Source organism: Acidipropionibacterium jensenii DSM 20535 (assembly GCF_000425285.1).
GTDB classification, from domain to species: domain Bacteria; phylum Actinomycetota; class Actinomycetes; order Propionibacteriales; family Propionibacteriaceae; genus Acidipropionibacterium; species Acidipropionibacterium jensenii.
In genome coordinates, this window is record NZ_AUDD01000003.1 from 69,470 (window position 1) to 96,356 (window position 26,887).

Here is a 26,887-nt window from a genome sequence, read left to right on the forward strand (position 1 = left end):
AGGCGGTCCTCGGGCCACCCGCGCAGACGACCGCGGGTGAGACTCGCGCACGACAGCCGGGAGTCGGGATGCCGGACGGCGTCGGGTCCACTACACTGGCCGTCGTTCTGCCGCCGAGGCGGTGGGATCGGGGCGTAGCGTAGTGGCTAGCGCGCCTGCTTTGGGAGCAGGAGATCGCGGGTTCGAGTCCCGTCGCCCCGACGGACGGTACGGCCTCATCGTCGGCGAGATCCGGCGGATATGACGCGACGGCCGGTTCCATGTAGCATTACCCGAGTTCCGTCAGGGACGTGCGGATGTAGCTCAATGGTAGAGCCCCAGTCTTCCAAACTGGCTACGCGAGTTCGATTCTCGTCATCCGCTCCACATGCCGCCGTGGGTTTTCCAGCATTGGTGGACCCCATCTGCGCTCGGTACAATTGCACGGCGTGTGTCCCCGCCGTGACGGGCGGAGACTGTGTTACCCCGGACCATCAGGAGAACTTCGTGCCCAGCACCCTCGAGCAGCTCACCAACAATCGCGTGAAGCTCACTGTCGAGATTCCTTTCGAAGAGCTGAAGCCCAGCCTCGACAAGGCCTACAAGGACATCGCCGGCCAGGTGAACGTCCCCGGCTTCCGGAAGGGCAAGGTGCCGGCCCCCGTCATCGACCAGCGGTTCGGACGCGGCGCGGTCCTCCAGGAGGCCATCAACGACGCCCTGCCGACCGCCTACAGCAGCGCCGTCAACGACAACAAGATCGTTCCTCTCGGCCAGCCCGACATCGAGGTCACCAAGCTCGAGGACCACGGCAAGGACGTCGACGTCGAGTTCACCGCCGAGGTGGACATCCGTCCCGACTTCGACCTGCCCGATGTCTCGACCATCGAGGTCGAGGTGCCCGACCTCGACGTCCCCGACGAGGACGTCGACGAGCGCATCGAGACCCTGCGTCAGCGCTTCGCCACCAACACCGAGGTCGAGCGCCCGGCTGCTGACGGCGACGTCGTGGTGCTCAACCTCAAGGGTTCCCAGAACGGTGAGGTCCTCGAGGACGCCACCGCCGATGACATCACCTACAAGATCGGTTCGGGCGGCATGCTCGAGGGTCTCGACGAGGCCGTCACCGGCCTGAAGGCCGGCGAGTCGGCGACCTTCACCTCCAAGCTGCTGGGCGGCGCCCACCGCGACGAGGAGGCCGAGATCGAGGCCACCGTCACCAAGGTCTCCGAGCAGAAGCTGCCGGAGGTCGACGACGACTTCGCCCAGCTGGTCAGCCAGTTCGACACCGTCGACGAGATGCGCCAGGACATGCGCAACTCGCTGGAGGGGATGGCCCGTCTGGACCAGTCCGCCGATGCCCGCGACAAGGTCCTCGAGGCCGTCATCTCCAAGATCGACATCGAGCTGCCGCAGGCCCTGGTCGACTCCGAGCTGGAGGCCCGCCGCAACCAGGTGAGCCAGCAGCTCGCCCAGGCCGGACTGACCGTCGAGCAGTACCTCGAGGACTCCGAGGAGGAGGCCGAGGACGAGGACGCCTTCTGGGCGGAGATCGAGAAGCGCTCGCTGGACGCCCTCAAGGCCCAGATCGTGCTCGACAAGATGGCCGACGACGACGAGATCGGCGTCGAGCAGAACGAGCTGTCCGAGCTCATCGTCCGCAAGGCCCAGCAGAACGGCTCGACGCCGCAGCAGGAGGCCCAGCACATGATGGAGCACAACCATCTGGCTGAGTGGATGGAGGAGATCCGACGCGGCAAGGCGCTGGCCTCGATGGTCAAGCAGGCCACCGTCAAGGACGCCTCCGGCACTGTCCTGGAGCTGGACCGCATCCAGCCCGACGGTTCGATCTCCGACGCTCCGGCCGATGACGAGGCCGCCGCGCCCGCCGACAAGGCCGATGAGCCCGCCGACGAGGCCGACAAGGCGAAGGCCGACGAGGCGAAGGCCGACGAGGCGAAGGTTGATGAGCCGAAGGCCAAGGCCAAGGCAGACGAGCCCAAGTCCGACGAGCCCAAGGCCAAGGCCGACGAGCCCAAGTCCGACGAGCCCAAGGCCAAGGCCAAGTCCAGGGCTTCCGCCAAGAAGTGATGATCTGACCCGAGTCCCGTGCGGGCAACGGGCTGCCGATCTGGCAGGATCGTGCCAGCACGGCCGCTCGACGGTACGGTGATCCGAACCGGCACCCGCGATGAGACGTCGTGCGGTGCCGGTTCGGCGTCTCCAGGGAGGGGTAGTTCATGACGCGACGATCATCCAGCCCGGACGGTGAGGGGACCGAGGAGTCCCCGACACGATCGGAGGAGCCGTCCTCCGGCCGACTGGTCCGGATCCAGCGGGCGGTCCGCCGACAGATCTCCAAGGTCCAGGCGGTCACCGCGGTGACCCCGCCGCCGATCCCGCAGCAGCCGGTCAACGTCGCCGATCAGGGCACCGCCGATCAGAGTGTTGCCGCCGATCAGGGCACCGCCGATCGGGGTGTCGGCGGCGAGCCGGTGTCGGCCAGCCAGGACCACGGGGCCGAGCCGCACCCCGGCGTCCCGCAGGAACACGGAAACCTGCCCAGATTCACCGTGGCGGTGCTCACCATCGGGGCCGCCTGGCTGGCCTTCAGTCTGCTCCACGATCTGGCCGGCGTCATCGCCCCGATGTTCCTGGCGCTGAACCTCATGATCACCGCCTACCCGATCCACTCCTTCCTGGTCCGCCACCACTGGCCCAGGGGGATCTCCGCGATCATCACCGGCCTGGTCGTCGTCTTGGTCCTGGGCGGCTTCCTTGCCGGTATCGCATGGTCGGTGGCCGCCACCATCACCCAGATGCAGAAGTACGTCCCGCAGATGGAGTCGCTGTACCGCAACGCCATCGAACTGCTCACCAGAATCGGCTGGGACGAGGAGTTCATCCTGGAGAAGGTGCGACGGATCGATCCCCAGCAGGTGGTCGGGGTCGCCACCTCGCTGCTGTCGGACACCACCTCGGTGCTCACCATGATCGTGGTGATCATCACCGGGATGATCTTCATGGTGATGGACACCTCCCGGTTCGGCGAGAGGCTGGAGGCCGCCGGCCGGCAGAAGCCGGGCATCGTCGCCTCGCTGATCGCCTTCGCCTCCGGAATCCGGCGGTACTGGCTGGTCACCACCGTCTTCGGCCTCATCGTGGCGCTGCTCGACTGGGGTGTGCTGGCGGCGATCGGTGTTCCGCTGGCCGCGGTCTGGGCGCTGTTCAGCTTCCTCACCAACTACGTGCCCAACATCGGCTTCGTGATCGGCGTGATCCCCCCGGCGATGCTGGCCCTGTTCGACAAGGGCTGGGTGAGCGCGGTGATCGTCGTCGCCGCCTACTCGGTGCTCAACTTCGTCGTCCAGTCGATCATTCAGCCGACCTTCGCCGGGGACGCGGTGGGGCTGACGCCCACCCTGTCCTTCCTCTCCCTGCTGCTGTGGGGATGGGTGTTCGGCGCCCTGGGCACCCTCATCGCGCTTCCCTGCTCCCTGCTGGTCAAGGCGATGCTCATCGATCCCGATCCCGAGTCCCGTTGGGTCAATGCGCTGATCTCCCCGCGCGGCGACGAGCTCGAGTCCTCCTCGGGCCAGTCCGCCCCCGACTGAGCCCCGGTCCGGGCGTCCCGACGGCCCCGCCGTGCGCGAAACCCGCACGGGGGGCCGTGAAGTGTCGGTGGCACACGGTAGGTTCGTAGACGTGAACGACACCAATGCACCCATCATGGCGGGCGCACCTCGGATGGCCGGGGAGTCCCTCGGCGGCGGAATGACCGACAACGTCTACCAGTCCCTGCTGCGCAACCGCATCATCTTCCTGGGTTCGGAGGTCAAGGACGAGAACGCCAACGCGTTGTGCGCCCAGATGCTCCTCCTGAACGCCGAGGACCCCGAGGCCGACATCTACCTCTACATCAACTCCCCGGGCGGATCGATCACCGCGGGAATGGCGATCTACGACACCATGCAGTGGATCTCCAACGACGTCGCGACGGTGGCCATGGGGATGGCCGCCTCGATGGGGCAGTTCCTGCTCACCGCCGGCGCCAAGGGCAAGCGATATGCCCTGCCGCACTCCAAGATCCTGATGCACCAGCCGCTGGGAGGGATCGGTGGCACCGCCACCGAGGTCGCCATCCACGCGAGGTTCCTGGTCGACATCAAGAAGGAGATGGCGCGCATCATCGCCGAGCACACCGGCCAGCCGGTCGAGAAGATCGAGGCCGACTCCGACCGGGACCACTGGTTCACCGCCGAGGAGTCCCTCGAGTACGGCTTCATCGACCACGTCTACGAGAACGCCTCGCAGATCCCGCACGACGCTCCCACCAAGTGAGGTTTCCGATGGATCTTTCCACGATGGCCGGATTCAACGCCCAGCAGGCCGCCCACGCGCTGGCCGGCGCCGGCGTCTCCCCGGTCTCACCCGTGATGCCCTCGTCGACGAGCAGCCAGCCCGCACCCTCGATGGACTACTACATCCCCCAGTGGGAGGAGCGCACCTCCTACGGGGTGCGGCGGGTCGACCCCTACACCAAGCTCTTCGAGGACCGGATCATCTTCCTCGGCACCCCGGTCACCGACGACATCGCCAATGCCGTAATGGCCCAGCTGCTGTGCCTGCAGTCGATGGACCCGGACCGCCAGATCAGCATGTACATCAACTCGCCCGGCGGCTCCTTCTCCGCGATGAGCGCCATCTACGACACGATGAACTACGTGCGCCCCGACATCCAGACGATCTGCCTGGGAATGGCGGCCTCGGCGGCGGCGGTCCTGCTCGCCGCCGGCACCAAGGGCAAGCGGTTGGCCCTGCCGAACTCGACGATCCTCATCCACCAGCCCGCGATGGGCCAGTCGAGCTACGGTCAGTCCTCCGACATCGAGATCCAGGCCAACGAGATCCAGCGGATCCGCAGGCTGATGGAGAAGATGCTCTCGGAGGCCACCGGCCAGACCGAGGAGCAGGTCTCCCAGGATGTCGACCGTGACAAGTACCTCACCGCCGAGGGAGCCAAGGAGTACGGCCTCATCGACGACATCCTCACCTCGGTGTGAGGATCCCGCCCCCTCGGGGGCACGGCTCGCGGGGGTCCTGAGGATCTCGGGACCCCCGGCGGGCTAGGGTGAAACAACAGCCCACATCGCAACACGACAGGGGCCCCACAGGCCCCCGGGAGATCGGCCCGGACCGGGTCGGAGGTATCGGCCCCATCGGGACACGACAGGCCTGAACGACGGGCCCAGGGGAAGGAGGAGAAGCTCATGGCACGGATCGGCGAGAGCAGCGATCTGTTCAAGTGCTCGTTCTGCGGAAAGAGCCAGAAGCAGGTCAAGAAACTCATTGCGGGCCCGGGGGTGTACATCTGCGACGAGTGCATCGACCTGTGCAACGAGATCATCGAGGAGGAGTTCACCGAGTCCAGCGAACTCGGCCCGATCGACGAGCTTCCCCACCCCCGCGAGATCCGCGACTTCCTCGACTCCTACGTGATCGGTCAGGACGAGGCGAAGAAGACCCTGTCGGTGGCTGTCTACAACCACTACAAGCGGATCCAGGTCTCCCAGGAGACCCCCCACGCCCGACGCGCCGAGGACGACGGGATTGAGCTCGGCAAGTCCAACATCCTGGTCCTGGGACCCACCGGCTGCGGCAAGACCTATCTCGCCCAGACCCTGGCCCGACGCCTCAACGTCCCCTTCGCGATGGCCGACGCCACCGCCCTCACCGAGGCCGGCTATGTCGGCGAGGATGTCGAGAACATCCTGCTCAAACTCATCCAGGCCGCCGACTTCGACGTCAAGAAGGCCGAGACCGGAATCATCTACATCGACGAGATCGACAAGGTGGCCCGCAAGTCGGAGAACCCGTCGATCACCCGCGACGTCTCCGGTGAGGGAGTGCAGCAGGCCCTGCTGAAGATTCTGGAGGGCACCGTGGCGGCGGTCCCGCCACAGGGCGGCCGCAAGCATCCCCACCAGGACTTCCTGCAGATCGACACCACCAACATCCTGTTCATCGTCGGCGGCGCCTTCGCCGGCCTGGAGGACATCATCACCAAGCGGGTCGGCACCCGGCCCCTCGGGTTCAACACCGATCCGACCGCCCAGCGGATCGACACCTCCGACATCCTCGCCCAGGTGACCCCCGAGGACCTCCACAAGTTCGGCCTGATCCCCGAGTTCATCGGCCGGCTGCCGATGATCACCACGGTCCACTCGCTGGACCGCGACTCCCTGGTGCGCATCCTCACCGAGCCGCGCAACGCCCTCACCCGCCAGTTCGAGAAGCTCTTCGAACTGGACGGCGTCCAGCTGGAGTTCACCGAGGACTCCCTGGAGGCGATCGCCGCCAAGGCCCTGGAGCGCAAGACCGGTGCCCGCGGGCTGCGCTCGATCATCGAGGAGACCCTGATGGAGGCGATGTTCGAGGTGCCCTCCCGGGAGGACGTCGCCCGCGTCGTCGTCACCGCCGGTGCCGTCGAGGGGTCCGAGCAGTGTCGGCTGGAGTCCCGGGTCAAGATCAGTCAGAGCCGCGGCAAGCTCACCGCCTGAGGGCGGCTGAGGCGTCCAGCGATCGGCTGATCGGCTGAGAACCGCTGACGGTGGAGCGAGACGGGGAGAGTGTCAGAGGGCAGGGATAACCTGTTCCTCATGCCCTCTGGATACCTGCGCTACCCCGATGTTCACCAGGACCGCGTGGTCCTGGTCGCCGATGACGACCTGTGGCTCGCCCCGATCACCGGTGGCCGGGCGACCCGGCTCACCACCGATCACGCCCCGGCCAGGAATCCGCGGTTCTCCCCGGATGGCAGCAGGATCGCCTGGAGTTCCACCGCGGCCCAGCGTCCCGAGGTCTACGTCCTCGACCTGGCCAACGGGAACCGACGCCGTCTCACCTGGCTGGGATCGGTCAAGACGGTCGTGGTCGGCTGGGCCGACGACGAGCACATGGTGATCTCCTCCCCCTATCAGCGCAATGACGCCGGACTGGGCTGGTTGTACACGGTCGGGATGGATGGCGATGTGGAGCCCTGCGGCTACGGGCCGGGGATGGATCTGGCCGTCGATCCGCACGGGGCGGTGGCCGTGGTGAGCCCGAACTCCGGGGACTGCTCGCGCTGGAAGCGCTACCGGGGCGGCACCGCCGGCCAGATCTGGCTGCGTCCGGCCGGGGCCGAGCGGTTCCTCCGGGTGCTGCGCGACGGCAATGACGACCACGACGGGGTCTACGCGGCCGCCGGCCGGTACTCGGTCGGATGGATCGACGGACGTCTCATCTTCAGCTCCGACATGGGCGCCGAGCTCGACCCGGCCGGCCAGGAGACCGCCAATCCGGGCCGTCAGGCCCAGCTGTGGTCGGTCGACGGTCAGGGCGCCGACCTGCGGCTGCACACCCATCAGGACCTGTCCCAGGGCTACGTCCGCGACCCCCGCACCGACGGCAGCACCATCGTCTTCCACTGCCGCGGGCGGATCTACGCGATGGCCGGGCTGGCCGCCGACCCTGTCGAGATCCCGGTCGAGCTGGGCATCGGGGATCCCCGGCCGTTCTGGATCGAACCCAGCGACCGGTTGGGCTGGGTGGTCAGCGACCAGGGTGGGGACGGCTCCCTGCTCGAGTGGCGGGGCGCCGCCTACTACCTCACCCACCGCAGCGGACCGGCCCGTGCGCTGTCGGCCCAGGACGGGGTGCGGATCCGCGAGCCGCGCTGTCTGGGCGCCACCGGCGCAGGAATCTGGGCCAGTGACGTGGCAGGGGAGGACTGTCTGGAGACGGCATCCCTCGATGGCACCGGCACCCCGGTGCGAATCGCCCAGGGCGAGCTCGGCCGGGTGCTCGACCTGGCACCGGACCCGGCAGGGGAGCGGGCCGCGGTGGTGAGCCACGACGGCCGGGTCCTGCTGGTCGAGATCGCCACCGGGGCGGTGCGCGAGCTCGCCACCTCCCGCTACGGCGAGGCCACCGGGCTGGCCTGGTCCCCCGACGGCCGCTACCTGGCGTGGCGCTCGGCGGTGGCCGCCGACCCGGAGATGAAGGGCCAGCTGATCTGCGTCGACACCCGGGCCGAGGGTTCCGACCCCGGTGTGCAACCGGTCGCACTGACCCGGGGGTCCTATGACGACTCCGAGCCGGTGTTCACCGCCGACGGGAAGTACCTCGTCTTCCTGTCGGCGCGCACCTTCGACCCCGACTACGACGGCCAGACCTTCGACCTCACCTTCGGTCACACCATCCGGCCCTGGCTGGTGCCGCTGCGCGCCGACGAGCCCTCTCCCTTCGGCCCCAGCCCCGAGGGCTGGCGGATCAGCGAGGTCCAGGACCCGGCCCGCGGCGGATCCCAGCAGGGGGCTGCGCAGGGCACCGGTGAGGGGTCCGTCGAGGGCAGGGACAAGGAGGAGATCTCCTGCCGTCTGGACGCCGAGGGGTTCGAGGAGAGGATGATCGCCTTCCCGGTCGCCTCGGGCGCCTACCACGGCCTCACCGCGGTCAAGGACGGCCTCGCCTGGATCCAGGACGCCGACCGCGGCGGCCAGATCGGCACCTCGCGGGCCGGGGTGAGCGGCGAGCAGCCGACGGACTCTCTGTGGGTGTACAACCTCACCACCCGGCGCCTGGAGGAGATCTGCGAGGCCGTCGACACCTTCTCGGCCTCCGGTGACGGCCAGCGGCTGGTGGTGCGCCACAAGGACGAGGTCACCGTCATCCCCGCCGATCACAAGGTCGACGGCGACGACCCGGCCAAGGTGGTCGTCGACCTGACCCGGCTGCGCCGGCAGGTGTCTCCGCGGGCCGAGTGGCGTCAGATGTTCGAGGAGAACGGCCGGCTGATGGCCAGCCACTACTGGCGCCCCGACATGAACGGCACCGACTGGCAGGGGGCCCTGGCGGCCTACCGGCCCACCCTGAACCGGCTGGCGAGCGCCGACGACCTCTACGACGTCCTCCAGGAGGTGGTCGCCGAGCTCAACACCTCCCACTCCTATGTCATCCCCTCGGGGCTGGACGGGGACGCCTCCAGCCGTGCCGGTCGCCTGGGAGCCGACCTGGCGACCTCCACCGACGAGGGGTCGACCATCCGCCGGGTGGTGCCCGGGGAGACCTCTGACCCGCGAGCCTGGTCGCCGCTGCGGGCCGCCGGGGTGGCGGTGCGCGACGGCGACGTCATCACCGCCGTCGACGGGCAGCCGGTCACCTCCCGCACCCCGATCGGGGAGCGGCTGGAGGGTTCGGCCGGGCGCACCGTGGAACTGACCGTGCGCCCCCACGACGGCGCTGACAGGCGGGTCGCCGTGGTCCCGATGGCCGACGAGTCGGTACTGCGCTACCACGACTGGGTGGCCTCGCGGCGGCGCTACGTCGAGGAGCGCTCCGGGGGTCGGCTGGGCTACCTGCACGTCCCCGACATGGTCGCCGACGGATGGGCCGAGCTCTACCGCCAGATCGCCGACGCCACCGCTCACGAGGGGGTGGTCGCCGATGTGCGGTTCAACCGCGGCGGACACACCTCCCAGCTGGTCGTCGAGAAGCTGGCCCGCAGGGTGGTCGGCTGGGACTACGGCCGCTACCACAGCGAGCCGACGACCTACCCGCAGAACGCGGTCCGCGGACCGGTCGTGCTGGTCACCAACCAGTGGGCCGGATCCGACGGGGACATCGTCTCCGCGGTCACCCAGGCGATGGGATACGCGAAGATCATCGGGGAGAGGTCCTGGGGCGGGGTGATCGGCATCGACGGACGGTTCGACCTGGTCGACGGCACCGCGGTCACCCAACCGCGCTACCCGAGCTGGTTCGCCGGCTACGGCTGGGGGGTGGAGAACCACGGCGTCGACCCCGACATCGTGGTGACCCAGAGCCCCGAGGACTGGGAGTCCGACCAGGACATCCAGCTCGACGTGGCCATCACCGAGTGCCTGCGCCAGCTGGCCGAGCACCCGGCCGCGGTGCCCCCGCAGTTCCCGCCCGCCGTCTTCGGCTGACCGGGACCGCGGCTGCCCGCCCGGCCCTCCCCCCGACTGCCCGCCCGCTACTGCCGGGCGGGCCGGGGCTCTGGCCGGTGGGCGGTCACGACGTACTCGAGGGGCATCCGGTCTGGCCGTTCGGCCAGCCGGACCTCCTGCCGTAGGCGACATGGATCGCGGCCCCGGTCGTCAGCCTGGAGCAGCACCGATGGTGAGCTCCGCGCTCGGTAGCGGTGCTGGCGGGCCGGGGTGGGAGGATGGCGGGCATGTCTCACGCCACCGCCGCAGATCTCAGGTCCGCCCGACGGGTCCTCATCCAGGGGGTCACCGGTTCGGGGAAGTCGACCGCTGCCGCCCGGATCGGCCGCGCACTGGGCCTTCCGGTCCATCTGGCCGACGAGGAGATCGGCTTCCTGCCGGCCTCCGAGGCGGTGTGGACCAACCGTGAACCCGATCAGATGCGCGCGATTGCCGCCGAGATCACCGCGGAGCCCGGCTGGGTCCTGGACGCCAGCTACAGCTCCTTTCGCGACATCGTGCTGGAACGTGCCGACATCGTCGTCGGGCTGGACTATCCGCGCTGGCTGTCGCTGGGCCGGCTGCTGCGCCGCACCGCCGGGCGTCTACGGGACCGCACCCCGGTCTGCAACGGCAACCGGGAGACCCTGCGCCAGACCCTCGGCGGCGAGTCCATCATCGTCTGGCACTTCCAGACCTTCGCCGACAAGCGCGCCACCATGCGCGACTGGGCCTTGGACCCGGCGGGGCCACCCACCATTCTGGTGGACGGCCCCGGCCGACTCGATGCGCTGATCGCGCAGATCAGTTCCTGATCACCTGTGCTTGGCGGGCGGCTCTCCGAGGGTGGCCTCGACGGTCAGCTCCCCGGATTCCTCGACCAGGGTCATCTCGCCGGTGGTCTTCGAGACGTTCTTCAGATCCTGCTCGGCCTGCTTGAGGTGGTCGATCACCGAGGCAGGGGCGGTGATGGTGGCGGCCAGGATCGGGGTGCGCATCGGCTTCTTGTGGGTCGACTTCACCCCGCGCAGCTCCACCAGGGCGGCTGAGACGTCGGTCATCAGCTCGGTGTCGCCGGCCTTGGGCAGCTCCTCGGGCAGCGGCCACATGGTGGTGTGCACCGAACCGGACTGCCACCAGCTCCACACCTCCTCGGTGACGAAGGGCAGGAAGGGGGCGAACAGCCGCAGCATCACGTCCAGGGCCAGACGCAGCGCCGTGCGGGCGCTGGTGGCACCGGGGACATCGGTCCCGTCGGAATCGTAGGCGCGCTCCTTGACCAGCTCCAGGTAGTCATCGCAGAAGGCCCAGAAGAACTGCTCGGAGGCCTCCAGGGCCGCGGTGTAGTTGAACTCCTCGAAGGCCGCGGTGGCCGCCACGATCACCTCGTGCAGCTGGGAGAGCATCGCCAGGTCGACCGGCTCGGTGACGTCGGCGATGCCGCCGCCCTCACCGAAGCCCAGCACGAACTTGGAGGCGTTGAGGATCTTCATCGCCAGTCGGCGACCGACCTTCATCTGGGCCTTGTCGAAGGGGGAGTCCATCCCCGGCCGGGCCATCGCGGCCCGCCAGCGCACCGCATCGGCGCCGAAGGAGTCGATGATCTCGGTCGGCACCACCGTGTTGCCCTTGGACTTGCTCATCTTCTTGCGGTCCGGGTCGGTGACGAATCCGGAGATCGCCGCCCGCTTCCACGGCAGCACGTGGTTCTCCAGGTGGGCCCGCACGATCCGCGAGAACACCCAGGTGCGGATGATGTCGTGGGCCTCGGGGGCGAAGTCCATCGGGAAGGTCTTGGCGAACAGGTCGGCGTCGCGCTCCCAGCCGGTGACGATCTGGGGGGTGAGGGAGGAGGTGGCCCAGGTGTCCATCACATCGGGGTCGGCGACGAAACCGCCGGGCACCCCGCGCTGGGACTCCTGGAATCCCTCGGGGGCCTGGGAGGCCGGGTCGATCGGCAGCTGCTCCTCAGAGGGGGTGATCGGGTGGTCGTAGTCGGGCCGCCCGTCGGCGTCCAGCGGGTACCAGACGGGGAAGGGGACGCCGAAGAACCGCTGGCGGGAGATCAGCCAGTCGCCGTTGAGCCCCTCCACCCAGTTCTCGTAGCGGTAGCGCATGTGCTCGGGCACCCAGGCCAGTTCCCTGCCCCGCTCCAGCAGCTCCTCGCGCAGTTTCTGGTCGCGCCCGCCGTTGGTGATGTACCACTGCCGGGTGCCGATGATCTCCAGCGGCTTGTCGCCCTTCTCGTAGAAGTTCGCCTTGCGCTCGGTGGGGGTCGGGTCGCCCTCCATCTCGCCGGAGGCCTGGAGGGCCTCGACGACCAGCTTGCGGGCGGTGAAGACCGTCTTGCCGGCGATCGGGGAGTAGGCCTCCCGGTTGACGATCCAGTCGGGGGTCTCGGAGAGCAGCCGTCCGTCGCGGCCGATCACGGTGCGGGTCGGCAGCTGCAGCTCGCGCCACCAGGTGACGTCGGTGAGGTCGCCGAAGGTGCAGCACATCGCGATTCCGGCGCCCTTGTCCATCTCGGCTGCCGGGTGGGCCAGCACCGGGATCTCCACCCCGTACAGCGGGGTGGTGACGGTGGTGCCGAAGAGGTGCTGGTAGCGCTCGTCATCGGGGTGCGCGATGAGTGCGCAGCAGGCCGCCAGCAGCTCGGGGCGGGTGGTCTCGATGGCGACGTCGCCCGACCCGTCGGTGCGGTGGAAGTCCAGCCGGTGGTAGGAGCCGGGGTAGTCCCGGGCCTCCAGCTCGGCCTGGGCGACGGCGGTCTGGAAGGTGACGTCCCACAGCGTGGGGGCGTCCTTCATGTAGGCCTCGCCGCGGGCCAGGTTGCGCATGAAGGCCAGCTGGGCGATCCGCTGGGCCTCCGGGGAGATCGTGCTGTACAGCTGGTTCCAGTCCACCGACAGGCCGACCGAGCGCCACAGGTCCTGGAAGGTCTTCTCGTCGACCCGGGTGAGTTCCACGCACAGCGCGACGAAGTTGCGCCGGCTGATCGAGATCTGGTGCTTCGGGTCGGGCTTGGCCGGCGGCCGGAAGTCGGGGTCGTAGGGCAGCGTCGGGTCGCAGCGCACCCCGTAGAAGTTCTGGACGCGGCGTTCGGTGGGCAGGCCGTTGTCGTCCCAGCCCATCGGGTAGAAGACTTTCTTGCCGCGCATCCGCTGGTAGCGGGCCACCAGATCGGTGTGGGTGTAGGAGAACACGTGTCCGGGGTGCAGATGGCCCGACACGGTGGGCGGCGGGGTGTCGATGGAGAAGACCTGCTCGCGGGAGTCGACCTGCGACGCGCTGAAGGCGTAGAGCTGCTCGTCCTCCCAGACCTTCCCCCACTTGGCCTCCAGGCCCTCCAGAGCCGGTTTGTCGGGGACGACGCCGCGGGCCACGGTGGACTCGTCGGTGCTGGGTCGATGGTCTTCAGACGTCATGTCACATCATTCTATGAGTGCCCGAGATGTGACGCGAAACGGCCTGCGGACCGGGCCGGGGAATGGAGCTGGGCCCTGCCGACCGGACCGGTCGAGCAGGGCCCGGGTGCACCGCGCCGGGCAGCAGAGGAGCGGACGGGGTCCGTGCCCGCCAGGCGGATCAGGCAGCGGACTTGATGGAGGTCAGCAGGGCGGCGGGGGTCGGGTTGGTGATGGACTGCCAGCCGGTGTACGGCTTGCCGTTGACGGTGAAGAACGGGGTGCCGAACTGGTTGTCCAGCCTCGATCCCTCCGCCAGACCCTTGGCGGCGGCGTTCTTGACGAAGTCGGAGGTGGCCCTGGTGTCGTAGTACTTCTGGAACTTCGTGAGGTCGGAGCCGGTGATCCCGGCGTCCTTGGCAAATGTGTTGCGTAGCTGGTCGTCGGTGAACCCGACTCCCTCCTCGGGCTGGTTGTCGTAGATCGTCTTGTGATAGCTCTCCAGCTTGCCGACCATGGCGGCCGAGGCGGCCGCCACCGCGGCCCGGTAGGAGTTGTCCCCCTGCGAGCCGTCCAGGAAGGTCAGCGTCCAGTACTGCAGTTTGATGTCACCCGATGAGGCCAGCTGGCGGATCGACGGGCCGAAGGCGTTCTCGGCGTTCTTGCAGTTGGGGCACTGGTAGTCCTCGTAGATCGTCAGGGTCGGCACCCCGCTCTTGGCGGCGTCGGCGTTGACGGTGTAGATCCCGGTCTTCGGGTCGGCGTTGGGCGGGACCACCTGGGAGCCGGTGACCGCCGACTGGGCCTGCTGGGCACTGCGGTGCCGGTCGACACCGACGAAGACCGCCACCGCGGCGACCACGATGACCACCACTCCGGCGACGATGCTCAGCACCTTCTTGCGCTTGGCGGCCCGGACCTCGGCCTCCTGCTGGGCGCGCAGCGCCTCACGACGTGACGACTTCGACTGACTCATGGTCTCCCTCAGCTATCGGTGTGGCATGCGATGACGCCGCCGCCATGGTACCCAGCGATCACAGCGCGCAGTTGTAGCGGGGCAGTCCGGCGGCGGCCTCGGGATCGGTCATCCAGCAGGTCTCCTCGGTGCCGTGCACCAGGGTGGCCGGCAGCGACTCGTCGCCGGCGAAGACCTGGGCGACGGCGTCGGCCTTCTCCGCCCCGCTCACCAGGAACCACACGTTGCGCGACCGGTTGATCACCGGCAGGGTGAGCGAGATCCGCTCGGGCGGCGGCTTGGGGGCGTCGGTGACGCCGACCGCGATCTGGCTGGTGTCGGGGACGAAGGCCGGATGCCCGGGGAACAGCGAGGCCACGTGGCCGTCGGGCCCCATCCCGAGCAGGCAGATGTCGAAGGCGGTGTCGCCGACCTCCTCGGCGTAGGAGTAGGCGGCCTCGTCGGGATCGGCCCGGCCGTCGGCGGCCGGCATCACATGGGTGTTGGCCGGGTCGAGGTGGAAGGCCTTCTGCAGCTGGAGCAGGCTCTGGAGGGAGTTGCGGTCGGGATCGCCGGCCGGCACGAACCGGTCGTCCCCCCACCAGACGTGGAGCTTCTCGGGGTCCACCCGTCCGCACTCGCTGGCATTGGACAGGCTGGCGTAGATCTGGTTGGCGATCCGGCCGCCGGTGAGGCACAGGTCGACGCGGGGCCGCTCGGCCTGGAGCAGCACGATGTTGTGCGCCAGCCGGTGGGCGACCCCCTCGGCCAGATCGTCGGCCGACTGGTAGCGCATCACTCGGGGGGCGTTCATCGTGCCTTCTCCTTGCTCTTGCCGGTGGGGTTGCTCTTGCCGGTGGGGTTGCTCTTGCCGGTGGGGTTGCTCTTGCCGGCGGGACTCTTCGTCCCGGACTCGGTGGACGTTCCGGGCTGGCCGACCCCTCGGTGCAGAGCCGCCATCACCTCGGCCTGGACCGGGTCGGGATCCAGCCGGCGCAACTCCTCTGCCATCACCTCGGCGATGCTGCGGCGGTCCAGGGCGACCCCTCGGGCGGGCTCGCCGGGTATCCGGTAGACCGCCGAACGCCGGTCGGTGCGGCGGATCTCGATGTCGCCGGCGGCGGTGCTCAGCGCCAGGGAGATGATCCCACCGGGCCCCTTGACGTCGTCGCGCTGGACCGGAACCCCCAGTTTGAGGGCCAGCCAGGCGGTCAGCAGGGAGGTCGGGCCGTTGGTCGGGTCGGCCTCGACGCGGATCGAGTGCACCTGGCTGGGGTGCTGGTCCAGGGCTGCGGCGGCCAGCGCGCGCCAAGAGGTGATCCGGGCCCAGCACAGGTCGGAGTCCCCGGGGCTGAGGTGCTGGGCGCGCAGCTCCAGCGCCCTGCGCGAGTCCTTGGCCGTTCCGGAGTCGGAGATCCGTCGGGTGGCCAGCCGGCCGATCGAGTCGGCGGCCAGATCCCGGGGGGCGTTGAAGGGCCACCAGGCGATCACCGGGGAGTCGGGCAGCAGCAGTGGGAGCACCACCGAGTCGGCGTGCTCGGCGATCTTGCCGCAGACCCGCAGCACGATGACGTCTCCGGGGGTGGCCTCGGCGGTCTGGATCTCGGCGTCCAGGGTGTTGCCGCGACCCTTGGTGTGGACGACCATCAGGACCCGGGCCGGATGCTCGCGGGCCGCGTCGACGGCGTCCTGCAGGGCGGTCTCGTAGTGGTCGGAGTCGCAGATCGTGATGAGGGTGTGCACCAGGGCGGTGCCGCCCATCTCGCGATGGTTCTCGATGAGCGCGGCGTTGATGTCGGCCGCGGTGGTGTCGTGAAGGGTGACGATCATGTCGATGTCCTGTCTGGCGGGCTCAGGGCCGGCGCCACTCGAATCCGTCGCGGGCCAGCATCTGCTTGCCGGCAAGAGGTCCCCAGGTGCCCGATGCGTATCCGTGCGGCGGGATGGGGGAGTCCGCCCAGTGGTTCAGGATCGGGTCGAGGATCCGCCAGGCCAGCTCGACCTCCTCGTGCTGGGGGAACAGCGGCGGGTCGCCGAGCAGGACGTCGAGGATGAGCCGTTCGTAGGCCTCCGGGCTGGACTCGGTGAAGGAGCTGCCGTAGCCGAAGTCCATCGTGACGTCGCGCACCGAGTTGTGGGTGCCGGGCACCTTGGCGCCGAATCTCAGGGTGACCCCCTCGTTCGGCTGGATCCGCAGCACCAGGGCGTTGGAGCCCAGCGACTGGGTGTCGTGGAAGGGCAGGTGGGGGGCCCGCCGGAAGTTCAGGGCGACCTCGGTGACCCGTCGGGGCATCCGCTTGGCGGTCCTCAGGTAGAACGGCACACCGGCCCACCGGCGGTTGTCGACGCCGACCCGGATCGCCGCATAGGTCTCGGTGGTGGAGTGCGGGTCGACGCCGTCCTCGTCGAGATACCCCGGCACCCAGGTGCCTCCCTGCCAGCCGGCCTGGTACTGGCCGCGCACGGTGTGGGCATCCAGGTCCTCGGGCAGGGTGACCGCAGCCAGCACCTTTTTCTTCTCGGTGCGCAGCTGCTCGGCCTCGAAATTGGTGGGCTCCTCCATGGCGGTCAGCGCCAGCAGCTGGAGGAGGTGGTTCTGGATGACGTCGCGCGCCGCGCCGATCCCGTCGTAGTACCCGGCCCTCCCGGCGATGCCGATGTCCTCGGCCATCGTGATCTGGACATGGGAGACGTAGTTGCGGTTCCAGATCGGCTCGTAGATCTGGTTGGCGAAGCGCAGCGCCATGACGTTCTGGACGGTCTCCTTGCCCAGATAATGGTCGATCCGAAAGACCGCGTCGGGGGAGAAGGTCCCCGACAGCAGGGCGTCCAGCTCACGGGCGCTGGCCAGGTCGTGGCCGAAGGGCTTCTCGATGACCACCCGGTTCCAGTGGCTGTGGTCCTGGGTGGCCATGCCGTGGTTCTTGAGCTGGCCGATGACCTTCTCGAAGGACTTCGGCGGGATCGACAGGTAGAAGGCGTGGTTGCCGCCGGTGCCGCGCTCCTCGTCGAGGTCGCGGATGGTGTCGGCCAGCCGGGCGAAGGCGTTGTCGTCGTCGAACTCGCCGCGCACGAACCGGATGCCCTCCAGCAGCTGCTGCCAGACCTCCTCGCGGAAGGGGGTCCGGGAGTGCTCGGCGACGGCGTCGTGGACCACCTGGGCGAAGTCCTCGTCCTCCCAGTCGCGGCGGGCGAAGCCGACCAGCCCGAAGCCGGGCGGCAGCAGCCCGCGGTTGGCCAGGTCGTAGACCGCGGGCATCAGCTTCTTGCGCGACAGATCACCGGTGACTCCGAAGAGCACCAGCACGCACGGTCCGGCGACCCTGGGCAGGCGGCGGTCGAGTGGGTCTCGAAGTGGGTTGCCGCCACGTCGACGAGTCCTCTCGGTGGCTGTCTCGAGGGTGCTCACGCAATGTCCTTCCGGTCAGATGAGGTGCCGCCGTGATCGCGTCGCCAGGGACGCCGGGGGCACTGCCAATAGGCTAGTAGCAGGCCGATGGTCGCTGCTTCGCCGTCCGCGATAGCCGACCACGATGGTTGGCCGGTGCGGACGACAGTTGCCTACACTCGGCCTCAGCGCCAGGAGCAGGTCCCCTCCCGGGAACCGGTCTCGAGGCGGGCCCAGCATTGCGAAGGACACCGTGACCCACAACACGTCGAGAACGTTGAGAGCATCTGAGTCGCTGTCCGCCGACCGCCGCGAGGGCCGATCGGCGCGGTCCCGCATGCAGCGCAGCACCGCCCGCGCCCGCTTCGACGCCTACCTGGCCCTCACCAAGCCCCGCGTCATCGAACTGCTGCTGGTCGCGACCCTGCCGGTGATGTTCCTGGCCTCGGGCGGGGTGCCGGACTGGCGGCTGGCCCTGGTCACCTTGATCGGCGGCTTCCTGGAGGCCGGCAGCGCCAACACCTTCAACTGCGTCATCGACGCCGACATCGACCAGAAGATGCGCCGGACCCGTCGCCGCCCGATGCCCCGCCATGTTGTGGCGCCGCGCAACGCGGTGGTCTTCGGGGTGCTGCTCGGCCTGGTCGGCACCCTGCTGCTGGGTCTGGGTGCGAACTGGCTGTCGGCCGGTCTGGCCGTGGGGGCGAACCTGTTCTACATCCTCGTGTACTCCCTGGTGCTCAAGAGGCGCACCTGGCAGAACACCATCTGGGGTGGGATCGCCGGCTGCTTCCCCCCGCTGATCGGCTGGACGGCGGTGACCGGCCGGGTGAGCTGGGAGCCGCTGGTGCTCTTCGCGCTGGTCTTCTTCTGGACCCCGCCGCACACCTGGGCGCTGGGACTGCGGTACCGGGAGGACTATGCGGCCGGCGGGGTGCCGATGCTCCCGGTCGTCCGTGACGCCGTTCCGGTCTGCGTCCAGATCCTCGTCTACACCGTGGTCACGGTGGCGACCTCTCTGGTGCTGTGGCCGGTGGCCCCGATGAACTGGCTCTACCCGGCGGTGTGCCTCGTGGCCGGGGCGGTCTTCATCGCGGAGGCGGTGCAGCTGCTGCGCCGTGCCCGGGCCGGACTAAGGGATGCCCAGCTCAAGCCGATGAGACTGTTCCACTGGTCGAACACCTACCTGTCGCTGGTCTTCCTGGCCGTGGCGATCGACCCGCTGCTGCCCTGAACCTGCTGGTGTGCTTGAACCGGCTGTGTCCTGGACCGACTGCTGACCTCAACCGGCTGGTGTGCTGAACCTGCTGGCGTCTTGGGCCGGCTGGTGTGCTGAACCTGCCGTCTCCTGGACCGGCTGGTGTGCTGAACCTGCCGTCTCCTGGACCGGCTGCTGTGCTCAACCGGCACCGAGCGCCTCTTCCTTCACCAGGCGCCTCTTCCAGCTGGCGCGTGGTGAAGGAAGAGGCGCTCCGTCGCAGGAATGAGTGGTGACGTACCACCGAGGAGCCGTCAGGGGGTAGCCGACGGAGTGCGGTCGGGTCTGCAGGATGATCCACAGCGGCTCGGGACCGGGTCGCGAGGTTGTCCACAGGGGGCCGGACTCTCGCCGAGTGGGTTGTCCACAGGATCGGAACTGCCCCTGGCGTCGGCGGACTTCTCATGGCTGGCTTGGTCCCATGACCGAGCAGACCAGGCGGGTCCTGAAGGTGTCCGATCTTGCGCTCCAGGGCATCGGCCCCAGTGAGATCGCAAGGCTGAGGAGAGACGGCACCTTCAGCTCCGTGCGCCGCGGTGTCGTGGTGGAGGGAGCTCCCGAGCGGGATGCCCGACGCCGTCAGTTGGAACTCATCGCGGCGACGATGCCGGTGCTGTCCGGTGCGCAGGGGGTTCTCACCCATACTTCGGCCACAGCCCTGCTCGGTCTGCCGATGACCGTCATGGGTTCTGATCGAGTGTGGCTCAATCGGCCTGCCGGGAGCAGTTCCCACCGACGTCGGCAGCTCGTTGTCCGGGACGGGCCGATGGAGTGGGACGAGGTGACGGAGGTGGACGGCCTGCTGGTCACCGGTCCGGAACGTACCGCCGTCGACATGGCCAGGGAGTTCGGTTTTGTCACCGGAGTGATGGTCGCCGACGCGGTACTTCGCCGGTCCGGGGAGCCCGAGCGGCTGCAGGAGCTCGTGCGACGCGGTGCCCGGCGTCGCGGAAATGCCACGGCCAGGGCGGTGGCGGCATTCGCCGACGGGCTGTCCGAGAGTCCGGGGGAGTCGCTGATGAGGGCTCAGCTGCAGATGCAGGGCTGCCCTGAGCCGGAACTCCAGGTCGAGATCCTCGATGCGCGAGGCTTCCTGGTGGCGCGTTGCGACTACGGCTGGCGCAGGTATGGGGTGGTCGGCGAGTACGACGGGGTCGAGAAGTACGGGCGTCTTCTGAGGCCGGGACAGACGGTGTCCGCGGTGGTCGACGCGGAGAAGGATCGCGAGGCCAACATCCGCGACCAGGGTCTGGAGATCATCCGGTTCTGCAGAGCCGACCTGCGCAACCCCAGAGCGGCCGCAGCACGGCTCAACCGTCTTCTGGCCAGTCGGGCGCCGAGCGCGATGACGGTGGCGTCCGGGACATGGGCAGGTCCTCGACGGGCTGTGAGGGCGCCGCTCGGTGCAGTGTGGGACGACGACGCGCCCCTTCTCCCACCAGGCGCCAACTAGAAGAGGCGCTTGGCGGAGGAAGGGGCGCCTGGTGAGGTGGGACGGGCCTTCAGCGCTGCCGGCGTCCCCTCAGTCAGCGCGGGGTGAGGTCGGGGGCCTGGAAAGGTCTGACGCTGGACCACAGGGCGCCGGCCGCCATCGCGCAGGCCGAGACCCCCACCATGTGCCAGATCACCAGCCAGGGGTTGAGGTGGGCGAAGTACTGGGCGTAGCCGATCGCACCCTGGCAGATCTCCACGGTCAGCAGGATGAGCGCCCAGCGGCGCATCGGGGCCGCGCGATGGGCGATTCCCAGCAGCAGGCAGGCCACCGTGAGGATCACCAGCACCCACACCGAGATGCCGTGCAGCCGGGCGACGGTCTCCAGGTCGAATCCGGTCCGCCGGGCCCCGGCATCCCCGGCATTGGGCCCCGATCCGGTGACGATGGTGCCCAGCCACATCACCACCACGGTGGCCGCGACGACGGCTCTCACCAGCGCCATCGCCAAGCCGTCCACCTCGACGGTGTCGTGGTGGGAGACCACCCAGACCAGCTTCACGACGACCAGGATGATGGCGACCGACAGCAGCAGGTGCAGGGCGACGACGAAGGGGTTGAGCCCGCTGAGTACGCTCAGCCCGCCGACCACCGCCTGCAGCGGGATGCCGACCAGGGCCACCCAGGACAGGGAGCGGACATTGCCGGCGGCCCGGGTGCGGGTGGCGGCGACCACCGTCATCGCCGAGGTGATGAGCAGCACGAAGGTGAGCAGCCGGTTGCCGAACTCGATGACGCCGTGGGCGCCCATCGACTGGTGGGGGACGAAGGACCCGGCGGTGCAGTGCGGCCAGGTGGGGCAGCCCAGCCCGGACCCGGTGAGCCGCACCACGGCTCCCGAGACGATGAGCACCATGTTGACGACCAGGGTGGCCATCGCCCAGCCCGACAGTGCCCTGCGGGTCGCCGAGACGGAGTTCAGGAGACCCATCGGAACACCTTGTGCGCGACGAACCCGAGGACGGCGGTCCACACCGCCAGGGAGAGCAGCGGCCACCACTGGGTGACCCCCTCGCCCCAGGCCCGCAGGGACTCGCCCAGGGCGGTGGTCGGCAGCAGGGCGACCACCGGACGCAGTGCCGACGGGTAGTCGCGCAGCGGCCACATCACCCCGCCGGCCACGCCGAGCAGGTAGATCAGGTTCGCCAGGGCCAGGGTGGCCTCGGCCCTCAGCGACCCGGCCAGTGACAGCGCGAGCAGCGAGAAGGCCGACATCCCCAGCAGCACCGAGACGAGCATCGGCAGCCAGGCCAGCGCGGAGCCGACCGGGGACCAGCCCAACACCACGGCCACCACCACCAGGATCACCACCTGGAGGGCGGAGATGAGGGAGTAGGCCAAGGCCTTGCCGGCCAGCAGCCCGCCCCGTCCCAGGGGGGTCGCGGCCAGCCTCTCGAGAACACCGTAGCGGCGTTCGAAGCCGGTCTGGATCGCCTGGGAGGTGAAGCAGGTCGACCAGATGGCCAGCGCCAGCACCGAGGGGGCGAGCATGGACAGCGGCAGGCCGACCCGGTCGCCGACGTAGCGGCCGGCGAACAGGATGGCCACCGGGACCACCAGGGCGAGCACCAGCTGCTCGCCGTTGCGCATCACCAGACGCGCCTCGGTGAGGCCGTGGTTGCGGATTCTGGCGGCCGGCGTCGCGGCGTGCGGTGCCGGGTGAAGATCGAGTGCACTCACCTCAGTGCCTCCTGGCAGGGTCGTTCGGGGCAGCAGGGTCGTTCGGGGCGGCAGGGTTGGTCGGGGCGTCGGGCCCGGACGGATCACTCGGGTGGGGGAAGGACCACTGCGCTCCCTCGGCCCGGTCACTGGTGTGGGTCAGGAAGACGTCCTCCAGGCTCTGCTGGGCGGTGAGCTCGGCGACGCTGCCGTGGATCGCGACCTTTCCCCGGTCGACGATCCAGACGTGGTCGGCCAGCCGGGCGGCCTCATCCATCGCATGGGTGGTGAGCACCACCGAGACCTCGTCGCGGCGCAACTCCTCGATGACATCCCAGGTGTGGTGCCGGGCGTGCGGGTCCATCCCGGCGGTGGGCTCGTCGAGGAAGACCAGTCGGGGCCGCCCGATGATCGCGGCGGCGAGGTTGACGCTCTGCTGCTGGCCCCCCGACAGCCGTCGGTAGGTGGTGCGGGCGAAGGGAGTGATCCCCAGCGCTTCGATGAGCTGGTCGGGGCTGATCGGGTCGGAGTACATCCCGGCCATGTAGCGCAGCAGCTCACCTGCCTTGATGTTCACCCAGGCGCCGGCGCTCTGGGGCATCAGCCCGGTGGCCTCGGCGGCCTGCGGTGAGCCTGGTTCGTGACCCAGTACGCTGACCTGTCCCGAGTCCGGGTGGATCAGCGAGGTGCAGCATCTCATCATGGTCGTCTTACCGGCCCCGTTGGGTCCCAGGATCGCGGTGACCTCCGCCCGGTGGGCGGTGAGGGTGAGACCGTCGAGGGCGACAACGGGGCCGAAAGAGACGTGAAGGTCGTCGATGACGAGGGGTTCGGGTTCCGGCACGAGCGACAGTGTACGGCGTGCTCAAGGGCCCTGGTCCGCCACGGCGGCGGACCAGGGCCCAGTCTCTGAGCGGTACTCGGACAGTGGTCAGCCGGCGTGGTCGATCTGCGGGGCGACCCGGTGCACCGACTCGGGTGAGGTCGGTGAGGAGGGGGTCTGCGGCGACTCCGGGGAGGCCGGGGAGATCGGAGCCTGGGCCAGGGCGCCGAAGCCGTCCCCGCTCGGCAGATCGAGGCGCCACTCGTCGTCACCGGGACCGTCCGCGGAGTGGATCCGCATTCCGTAGAAGGACCGGTAGACGAAGACCGCCGCAGTGACGAAGAAGGCCGCGGCCAGCAGGTGGGTGAGCAGTCCGGCACCGATCGAGACGGCCAGCTCCACGGCCAGCAGCCCGAACAGGGTGGTGAACTTGATCACCGGGTTCAGGGCCACCGAGGAGGTGTCCTTGAAGGGGTCGCCCACCGTGTCGCCGACCACCGAGGCGTCGTGCAGCGGGGTGCCGCTGGCGTCCAGGTCGACCTCGACGATCTTCTTGGCGTTGTCCCAGGCTCCTCCGGCGTTGGCCATGAAGATCGCCTGGTAGAGCCCGAAGATCGCGATCGAGATGAGATACCCGACGAAGAAGTACGGGTCCAGGAAGGCGAAGGCCAGGGCGAAGAAGAACACTCCCAGGAATATGTTGAGCATCCCCTTCTGGGCGTACTCGGTGCAGATCCGCACGACCTTCTTGGAGTCCTCGATCGAGGCCCTGGTGGCGTCGGAGTCGAGCTTGATGTTGTCCTTGATGAACTCCACCGCCCGGTAGGCGCCGGTGGTGACGGCCTGCATCGAGGCTCCCGAGAACCAGTAGATGATCGCCCCGCCGGTGATCAGGCCGAGCAGGAAGGGGGCGTGGGTCAGTCCGAGCTTGGTGACCTCCGAGGTTGCCGCCAGACCGTCGGTCAGAGCCATGATGATCGAGAAGATCATCGTGGTGGCGCCGACCACCGCGGTCCCGATGAGGACCGGTTTGGCGGTCGCCTTGAAGGTGTTGCCGGCGCCGTCCTGCTCCTCCAGGAAGTGCTTGGCGACGTCCCACTTCGGGGTGAAGCCGAAGTCGCGCTCGATCTCCTCGTCGATCCCGTCGATCTCCTCGATGGTGGACAGCTCGTAGACGCTCTGGGCGTTGTCGGTGACCGGGCCGTAGGAGTCCACGGCGATCGTCACCGCACCCATCCCCAGGAACCCGAAGGCCACCAGACCGAAGGCGAAGACCGCCCACTTGACCTCCGACATGGCGCCCATGTCTCCCAGCCCGGTGCTGGCGACCAGGAAGGACCCGCCCATCAGGGCGACGATCACGGTGCCGAGCCAGAAGGCGGAGAAGTTGCCGGCCACCAGCCCCGAGAGGATGTCGAGGGAGGCGCCGCCCTCCTTGGCGCTGGTGACGACCTCGCGGACGTGGCGGGACTTGGTCGAGGTGAAGGACTTCACCAGTTCGGGGATGAGGGCCCCGGCCAGGGTGCCGAAGGACACGATGATCGACAGCTTCCACCACAGCCCGTCGGCCATCGAGCCGAGCATCCACCAGGTGGTGACCACGGTGAGCACGATCGACATCACCGAGGTGATCCACACCAGCGAACTGAGCGGCTTCTCGAAGTCGAAGGCCTCCGCATCGGCGTAGCGGGACCGGGTCACCGCATTGTTGATGAGATAAGAGAGGAACGACGCGATGAGCATCACCACGCGCACCACGAAGATCCAGATCAGCAGGGTGACCTGCTCCGAGGGGTTCGGCACCGCCAGGGTGAGGAAGGTGATGAGCGCGACGCCGGTGACCCCGTAGGTCTCGAATCCGTCGGCCGAGGGGCCCACCGAGTCCCCGGCGTTGTCACCGGTGCAGTCGGCGATGACACCCGGGTTGCGGGCGTCGTCCTCCTTGATGTGGAAGGCGATCTTCATGAGGTCGGCGCCGACATCGGCGATCTTGGTGAAGATGCCGCCGGCGATCCGCAGGCAGGCCGCTCCCAGCGACTCGCCGATCGCGAAACCGATGAAGCTGGGGCCGGCGATCTCGCCGGGCAGCAGCAGCATGATGAACAGCATCATGAACAGCTCGACCGAGATGAGCACCATGCCGACGCTCATCCCCGAGCGCATCGGGATGTCGAAGCACTCGTAGGGCCGTCCCCGCAGGGAGGCGTGGGCGGTCCGGGAGTTGGCGAAGGTGTTGACCCGGATCCCGTACCAGGCGACGCCGAAGGAGCCGGCCATCCCGACCAGGCTGAAGGCCAGGATGATGAGCACCTTGGCGCCCATGTGCTGGAGGAACAGGAAGTAGACCAGGATCACCGCGGCGATGAAGGCCCACAGCACCATCAGGAACCGGGCCTGCTGCTTGAGGTAGGTCTTGCAGGTCTCGTAGATGGTCTCCGAGACCTCCTTCATGGACCGGTGGACGGGCAGTCCGTGCAGCTTGGAGTAGCTCAGCAGGCCGAATCCCAGGCCGAGCAGACACACTCCCAGGCCGATCCACAGCAGGGTGGTGCCGGAGATCCCGCCGACCTGCTCGTTGAGCGGGGGGAGTGCGATATTGGCCTCGCCGCCGACCTTGTGGTCGCCGGATCCGCCGCCTGAGCAGCCGGCGAGCCCGAGCAGGGTCAGGCCGGCGAGGGCGGCCCAGACGATGCGGCGGGCCGAGGGGTGCGTCCCGATGGGGACGTGTGTCGTGTCTTGCCTGGCGTTCACGATTCGTTCTCTTCCTCGAGCACTCTCGTTCAGGGGTCCCCCGGACCACCGCCATGGTGGTTGGCACGTCGTCGTGGGGACGGGGACCCGTCCCAGAAACGCTATGACCTCTGGAAGGGGTTGTCACGGGTCAAGGGCCCGGATGTGGGCAACATCACAGTTTCGTTATCGAGCCGCTCACGGGTCGTGATCGGCGTCTCCTCGGGACGCCGGGTCAAGTCCCGTGGAGGGGTGTCACGGCCGTGAGCCCGATTCGCGACGCCGTCACTCGCCGTCCCGGGTGCCCCGGGGTGCCGTCGTCGACCCCGTGACAAGCGGTGACAAGGGGAGTCAGGCGGTCCTGGGGGGACGGGTCCGGGAGTCGGGAGCCCAGGAAGAAGGGTCGCCTTACTTGCATCCGACGGTCATTTGGAAACAATGGAGTTGTGAAAACTTCGAATGATCCCTCGCGCGAGCACGGCGGGGGCCGTCCCGCGGCAGGAGATTCCTTCGAAGAGCCCGCGGACGGCACCACCCGTGACCGTGTGATGTCCTCGATCCTCCACCATGGACCCTCCACCGCTGCCCAGCTGGCCGATCGTCTGGGCCTGACCCCGGCGGCCGTCCGCAGGCATCTGTCCGCCCTGGGCGAAAGCGGCCAGATCGCCAGTCGCGAACAGCGGGTCTTCGGCTCCCGGGGCCGGGGGCGTCCCTCGCGGGTCTTCTTCCTCACCGACTCCGGTCGCGCCGACTACTACACCGCCTATGACGAGCTGGCGATCGCGGCCCTCAAGCAACTCGCCGCAGCCGCCGGTCCCGACGCCCTGGCCGCCGTCGCCCAGGCCAGGGTCGACGACATCGAGGCGAAGTACCGGGAGCTGCGCGCCGCCCGACCCGATCAGGACCCGGCCCAGACGCTGGCTGAGAGCCTGTCCGCCGACGGCTACGTGGCCTCTCTGGAGCCGGCCGTCGCCGGACGCCAGATCTGCCAGCACAACTGCCCGGTGGCCGAGGTCGCCAAGGTCTTCCCCGAGCTCTGCGAGGTCGAGACCCGACTGTTCTCCGAACTGCTCGGCTCCAACGTCCAGCGGCTGGCCACCATCGCCCACGGCGACGGGGTGTGCACCACCCACGTCCCGGTCGACGTGGAGATCACCCGAAAACGCATCGGCCCACCGGTGTCGGGCTGATCGGCCCATCCCGCCGGTGC

17 protein-coding genes, 2 tRNA genes and 2 pseudogenes are annotated in these 26,887 nt (G+C 68.8%); 12 read left to right on the top strand and 9 right to left on the bottom strand.

Annotated features, from left to right (window positions below):
• The first annotated feature begins 128 nt into the window (after nt 1–128).
• The 9 genes from H590_RS0102425 (at nt 129) to H590_RS14495 (ending at nt 10,783) form a co-directional block, all read left to right on the top strand.
• A tRNA-Pro gene (locus H590_RS0102425) sits at nt 129–201 on the top strand.
• A 91-nt stretch (nt 202–292) separates the two neighbouring features.
• Nucleotides 293–366, top strand: a tRNA-Gly gene (locus tag H590_RS0102430).
• Between the two features lie 120 nt (nt 367–486).
• Complete coding sequence (gene tig / locus H590_RS14490; protein ID WP_036980727.1) at nt 487–2,070, top strand: trigger factor; 1,584 nt, start codon at nt 487–489, stop codon at nt 2,068–2,070.
• Nucleotides 2,071–2,219: 149 nt separating this feature from the next.
• On the top strand, nt 2,220–3,593 hold the full coding sequence (locus H590_RS0102440) for an AI-2E family transporter (protein WP_084149218.1): 1,374 nt from the start codon (nt 2,220–2,222) through the stop codon (nt 3,591–3,593).
• A gap of 115 nt (nt 3,594–3,708) precedes the next feature.
• A complete protein-coding gene (locus H590_RS0102445; protein ID WP_036980808.1) occupies nt 3,709–4,320 on the top strand; it encodes an ATP-dependent Clp protease proteolytic subunit in 612 nt (203 codons plus the stop codon).
• An 8-nt stretch (nt 4,321–4,328) separates the two neighbouring features.
• Nucleotides 4,329–5,042 (top strand): ATP-dependent Clp protease proteolytic subunit, encoded by a 714-nt coding sequence (locus tag H590_RS0102450; RefSeq protein WP_036980729.1) that lies wholly within the window; start codon nt 4,329–4,331, stop codon nt 5,040–5,042.
• Nucleotides 5,043–5,249: 207 nt separating this feature from the next.
• Nucleotides 5,250–6,539 carry an ATP-dependent Clp protease ATP-binding subunit ClpX gene (clpX, locus tag H590_RS0102455; RefSeq protein ID WP_028702302.1) on the top strand — a complete coding sequence of 430 codons (1,290 nt, stop codon included), beginning with the start codon at nt 5,250–5,252 and terminating at the stop codon, nt 6,537–6,539.
• A 99-nt stretch (nt 6,540–6,638) separates the two neighbouring features.
• A complete protein-coding gene (locus H590_RS0102460) occupies nt 6,639–9,968 on the top strand; it encodes a S41 family peptidase (protein ID WP_028702303.1) in 3,330 nt (1,109 codons plus the stop codon).
• 248 nt (nt 9,969–10,216) lie between these two features.
• A complete protein-coding gene (locus H590_RS14495) occupies nt 10,217–10,783 on the top strand; it encodes a P-loop NTPase family protein (RefSeq protein ID WP_071161688.1) in 567 nt (188 codons plus the stop codon).
• On the opposite strand, the gene valS is transcribed toward H590_RS14495, so the two are convergent.
• The 5 genes and pseudogenes from valS to zwf all read right to left on the bottom strand — a co-directional run bounded on the left by valS (nt 10,784) and on the right by zwf (nt 17,628).
• Complete coding sequence (valS, locus tag H590_RS0102470) at nt 10,784–13,393, bottom strand: valine--tRNA ligase (RefSeq protein WP_028702305.1); 2,610 nt, start codon at nt 13,391–13,393, stop codon at nt 10,784–10,786.
• 160 nt (nt 13,394–13,553) lie between these two features.
• Nucleotides 13,554–14,348, bottom strand: coding sequence for a DsbA family protein (locus H590_RS0102475; protein WP_051238096.1), 795 nt, complete (start codon nt 14,346–14,348; stop codon nt 13,554–13,556).
• A gap of 58 nt (nt 14,349–14,406) precedes the next feature.
• The gene (gene pgl / locus H590_RS0102480; RefSeq protein WP_028702307.1) at nt 14,407–15,141 is read right to left on the bottom strand and encodes a 6-phosphogluconolactonase; all 735 of its coding nucleotides are present in this window, start codon (nt 15,139–15,141) and stop codon (nt 14,407–14,409) included.
• Between the two features lie 116 nt (nt 15,142–15,257).
• Nucleotides 15,258–16,157: pseudogene (locus H590_RS14500) on the bottom strand (glucose-6-phosphate dehydrogenase assembly protein OpcA); the annotation flags it as partial.
• Nucleotides 16,158–16,179: 22 nt separating this feature from the next.
• On the bottom strand, nt 16,180–17,628 hold the full coding sequence (gene zwf / locus H590_RS0102490; protein ID WP_036980815.1) for a glucose-6-phosphate dehydrogenase: 1,449 nt from the start codon (nt 17,626–17,628) through the stop codon (nt 16,180–16,182).
• 340 nt (nt 17,629–17,968) lie between these two features.
• On the opposite strand from zwf, the gene H590_RS0102495 reads away from it, so the two are divergent.
• Both H590_RS0102495 and H590_RS14505 read left to right on the top strand, forming a co-directional pair.
• Complete coding sequence (locus H590_RS0102495; RefSeq protein ID WP_028702309.1) at nt 17,969–18,949, top strand: heme o synthase; 981 nt, start codon at nt 17,969–17,971, stop codon at nt 18,947–18,949.
• 445 nt (nt 18,950–19,394) lie between these two features.
• On the top strand, nt 19,395–20,426 hold the full coding sequence (locus H590_RS14505) for a hypothetical protein (protein WP_051238099.1): 1,032 nt from the start codon (nt 19,395–19,397) through the stop codon (nt 20,424–20,426).
• Between the two features lie 73 nt (nt 20,427–20,499).
• Here the strand turns inward: H590_RS14505 and H590_RS0102505 are convergent, their stop codons facing one another.
• The 4 genes and pseudogenes from H590_RS0102505 to H590_RS14515 form a co-directional block, all read right to left on the bottom strand.
• Complete coding sequence (locus H590_RS0102505; RefSeq protein ID WP_036980732.1) at nt 20,500–21,396, bottom strand: COX15/CtaA family protein; 897 nt, start codon at nt 21,394–21,396, stop codon at nt 20,500–20,502.
• Nucleotides 21,384–22,145, bottom strand: coding sequence for an ABC transporter permease (locus H590_RS0102510; RefSeq protein WP_028702311.1), 762 nt, complete (start codon nt 22,143–22,145; stop codon nt 21,384–21,386). The genes H590_RS0102505 and H590_RS0102510 overlap by 13 nt, the downstream gene beginning before the upstream one ends.
• Before the next feature lie 112 nt (nt 22,146–22,257).
• Nucleotides 22,258–22,968: pseudogene (locus tag H590_RS14510) on the bottom strand (ABC transporter ATP-binding protein); the annotation flags it as partial.
• 87 nt (nt 22,969–23,055) lie between these two features.
• A complete protein-coding gene (locus tag H590_RS14515) occupies nt 23,056–25,638 on the bottom strand; it encodes a sodium-translocating pyrophosphatase (RefSeq protein WP_126412884.1) in 2,583 nt (860 codons plus the stop codon).
• A gap of 587 nt (nt 25,639–26,225) precedes the next feature.
• On the opposite strand from H590_RS14515, the gene H590_RS0102525 reads away from it, so the two are divergent.
• Complete coding sequence (locus H590_RS0102525; RefSeq protein ID WP_028702312.1) at nt 26,226–26,867, top strand: helix-turn-helix transcriptional regulator; 642 nt, start codon at nt 26,226–26,228, stop codon at nt 26,865–26,867.
• Nucleotides 26,868–26,887: the final 20 nt, after the last annotated feature.

What these genes read in the sequence shown, in the direction of transcription:
- H590_RS0102475 (WP_051238096.1), bottom strand. Translation starts at nt 14,348, where the DNA reads ATGAGTCAGTCGAAGTCGTCACGTCGTGAGGCGCTGCGCGCCCAGCAG.
- valS (WP_028702305.1), bottom strand. Translation starts at nt 13,393, where the DNA reads ATGACGTCTGAAGACCATCGACCCAGCACCGACGAGTCCACCGTGGCC.
- H590_RS14505 (WP_051238099.1), top strand. Translation starts at nt 19,395, where the DNA reads ATGACCGAGCAGACCAGGCGGGTCCTGAAGGTGTCCGATCTTGCGCTC.
- H590_RS0102460 (WP_028702303.1), top strand. Translation starts at nt 6,639, where the DNA reads ATGCCCTCTGGATACCTGCGCTACCCCGATGTTCACCAGGACCGCGTG.
- H590_RS0102440 (WP_084149218.1), top strand. Translation starts at nt 2,220, where the DNA reads ATGACGCGACGATCATCCAGCCCGGACGGTGAGGGGACCGAGGAGTCC.
- pgl (WP_028702307.1), bottom strand. Translation starts at nt 15,141, where the DNA reads ATGAACGCCCCCCGAGTGATGCGCTACCAGTCGGCCGACGATCTGGCC.
- H590_RS0102505 (WP_036980732.1), bottom strand. Translation starts at nt 21,396, where the DNA reads ATGGGTCTCCTGAACTCCGTCTCGGCGACCCGCAGGGCACTGTCGGGC.
- clpX (WP_028702302.1), top strand. Translation starts at nt 5,250, where the DNA reads ATGGCACGGATCGGCGAGAGCAGCGATCTGTTCAAGTGCTCGTTCTGC.
- H590_RS0102445 (WP_036980808.1), top strand. Translation starts at nt 3,709, where the DNA reads ATGGCGGGCGCACCTCGGATGGCCGGGGAGTCCCTCGGCGGCGGAATG.
- H590_RS14495 (WP_071161688.1), top strand. Translation starts at nt 10,217, where the DNA reads ATGTCTCACGCCACCGCCGCAGATCTCAGGTCCGCCCGACGGGTCCTC.
- H590_RS0102450 (WP_036980729.1), top strand. Translation starts at nt 4,329, where the DNA reads ATGGATCTTTCCACGATGGCCGGATTCAACGCCCAGCAGGCCGCCCAC.
- H590_RS0102525 (WP_028702312.1), top strand. Translation starts at nt 26,226, where the DNA reads ATGTCCTCGATCCTCCACCATGGACCCTCCACCGCTGCCCAGCTGGCC.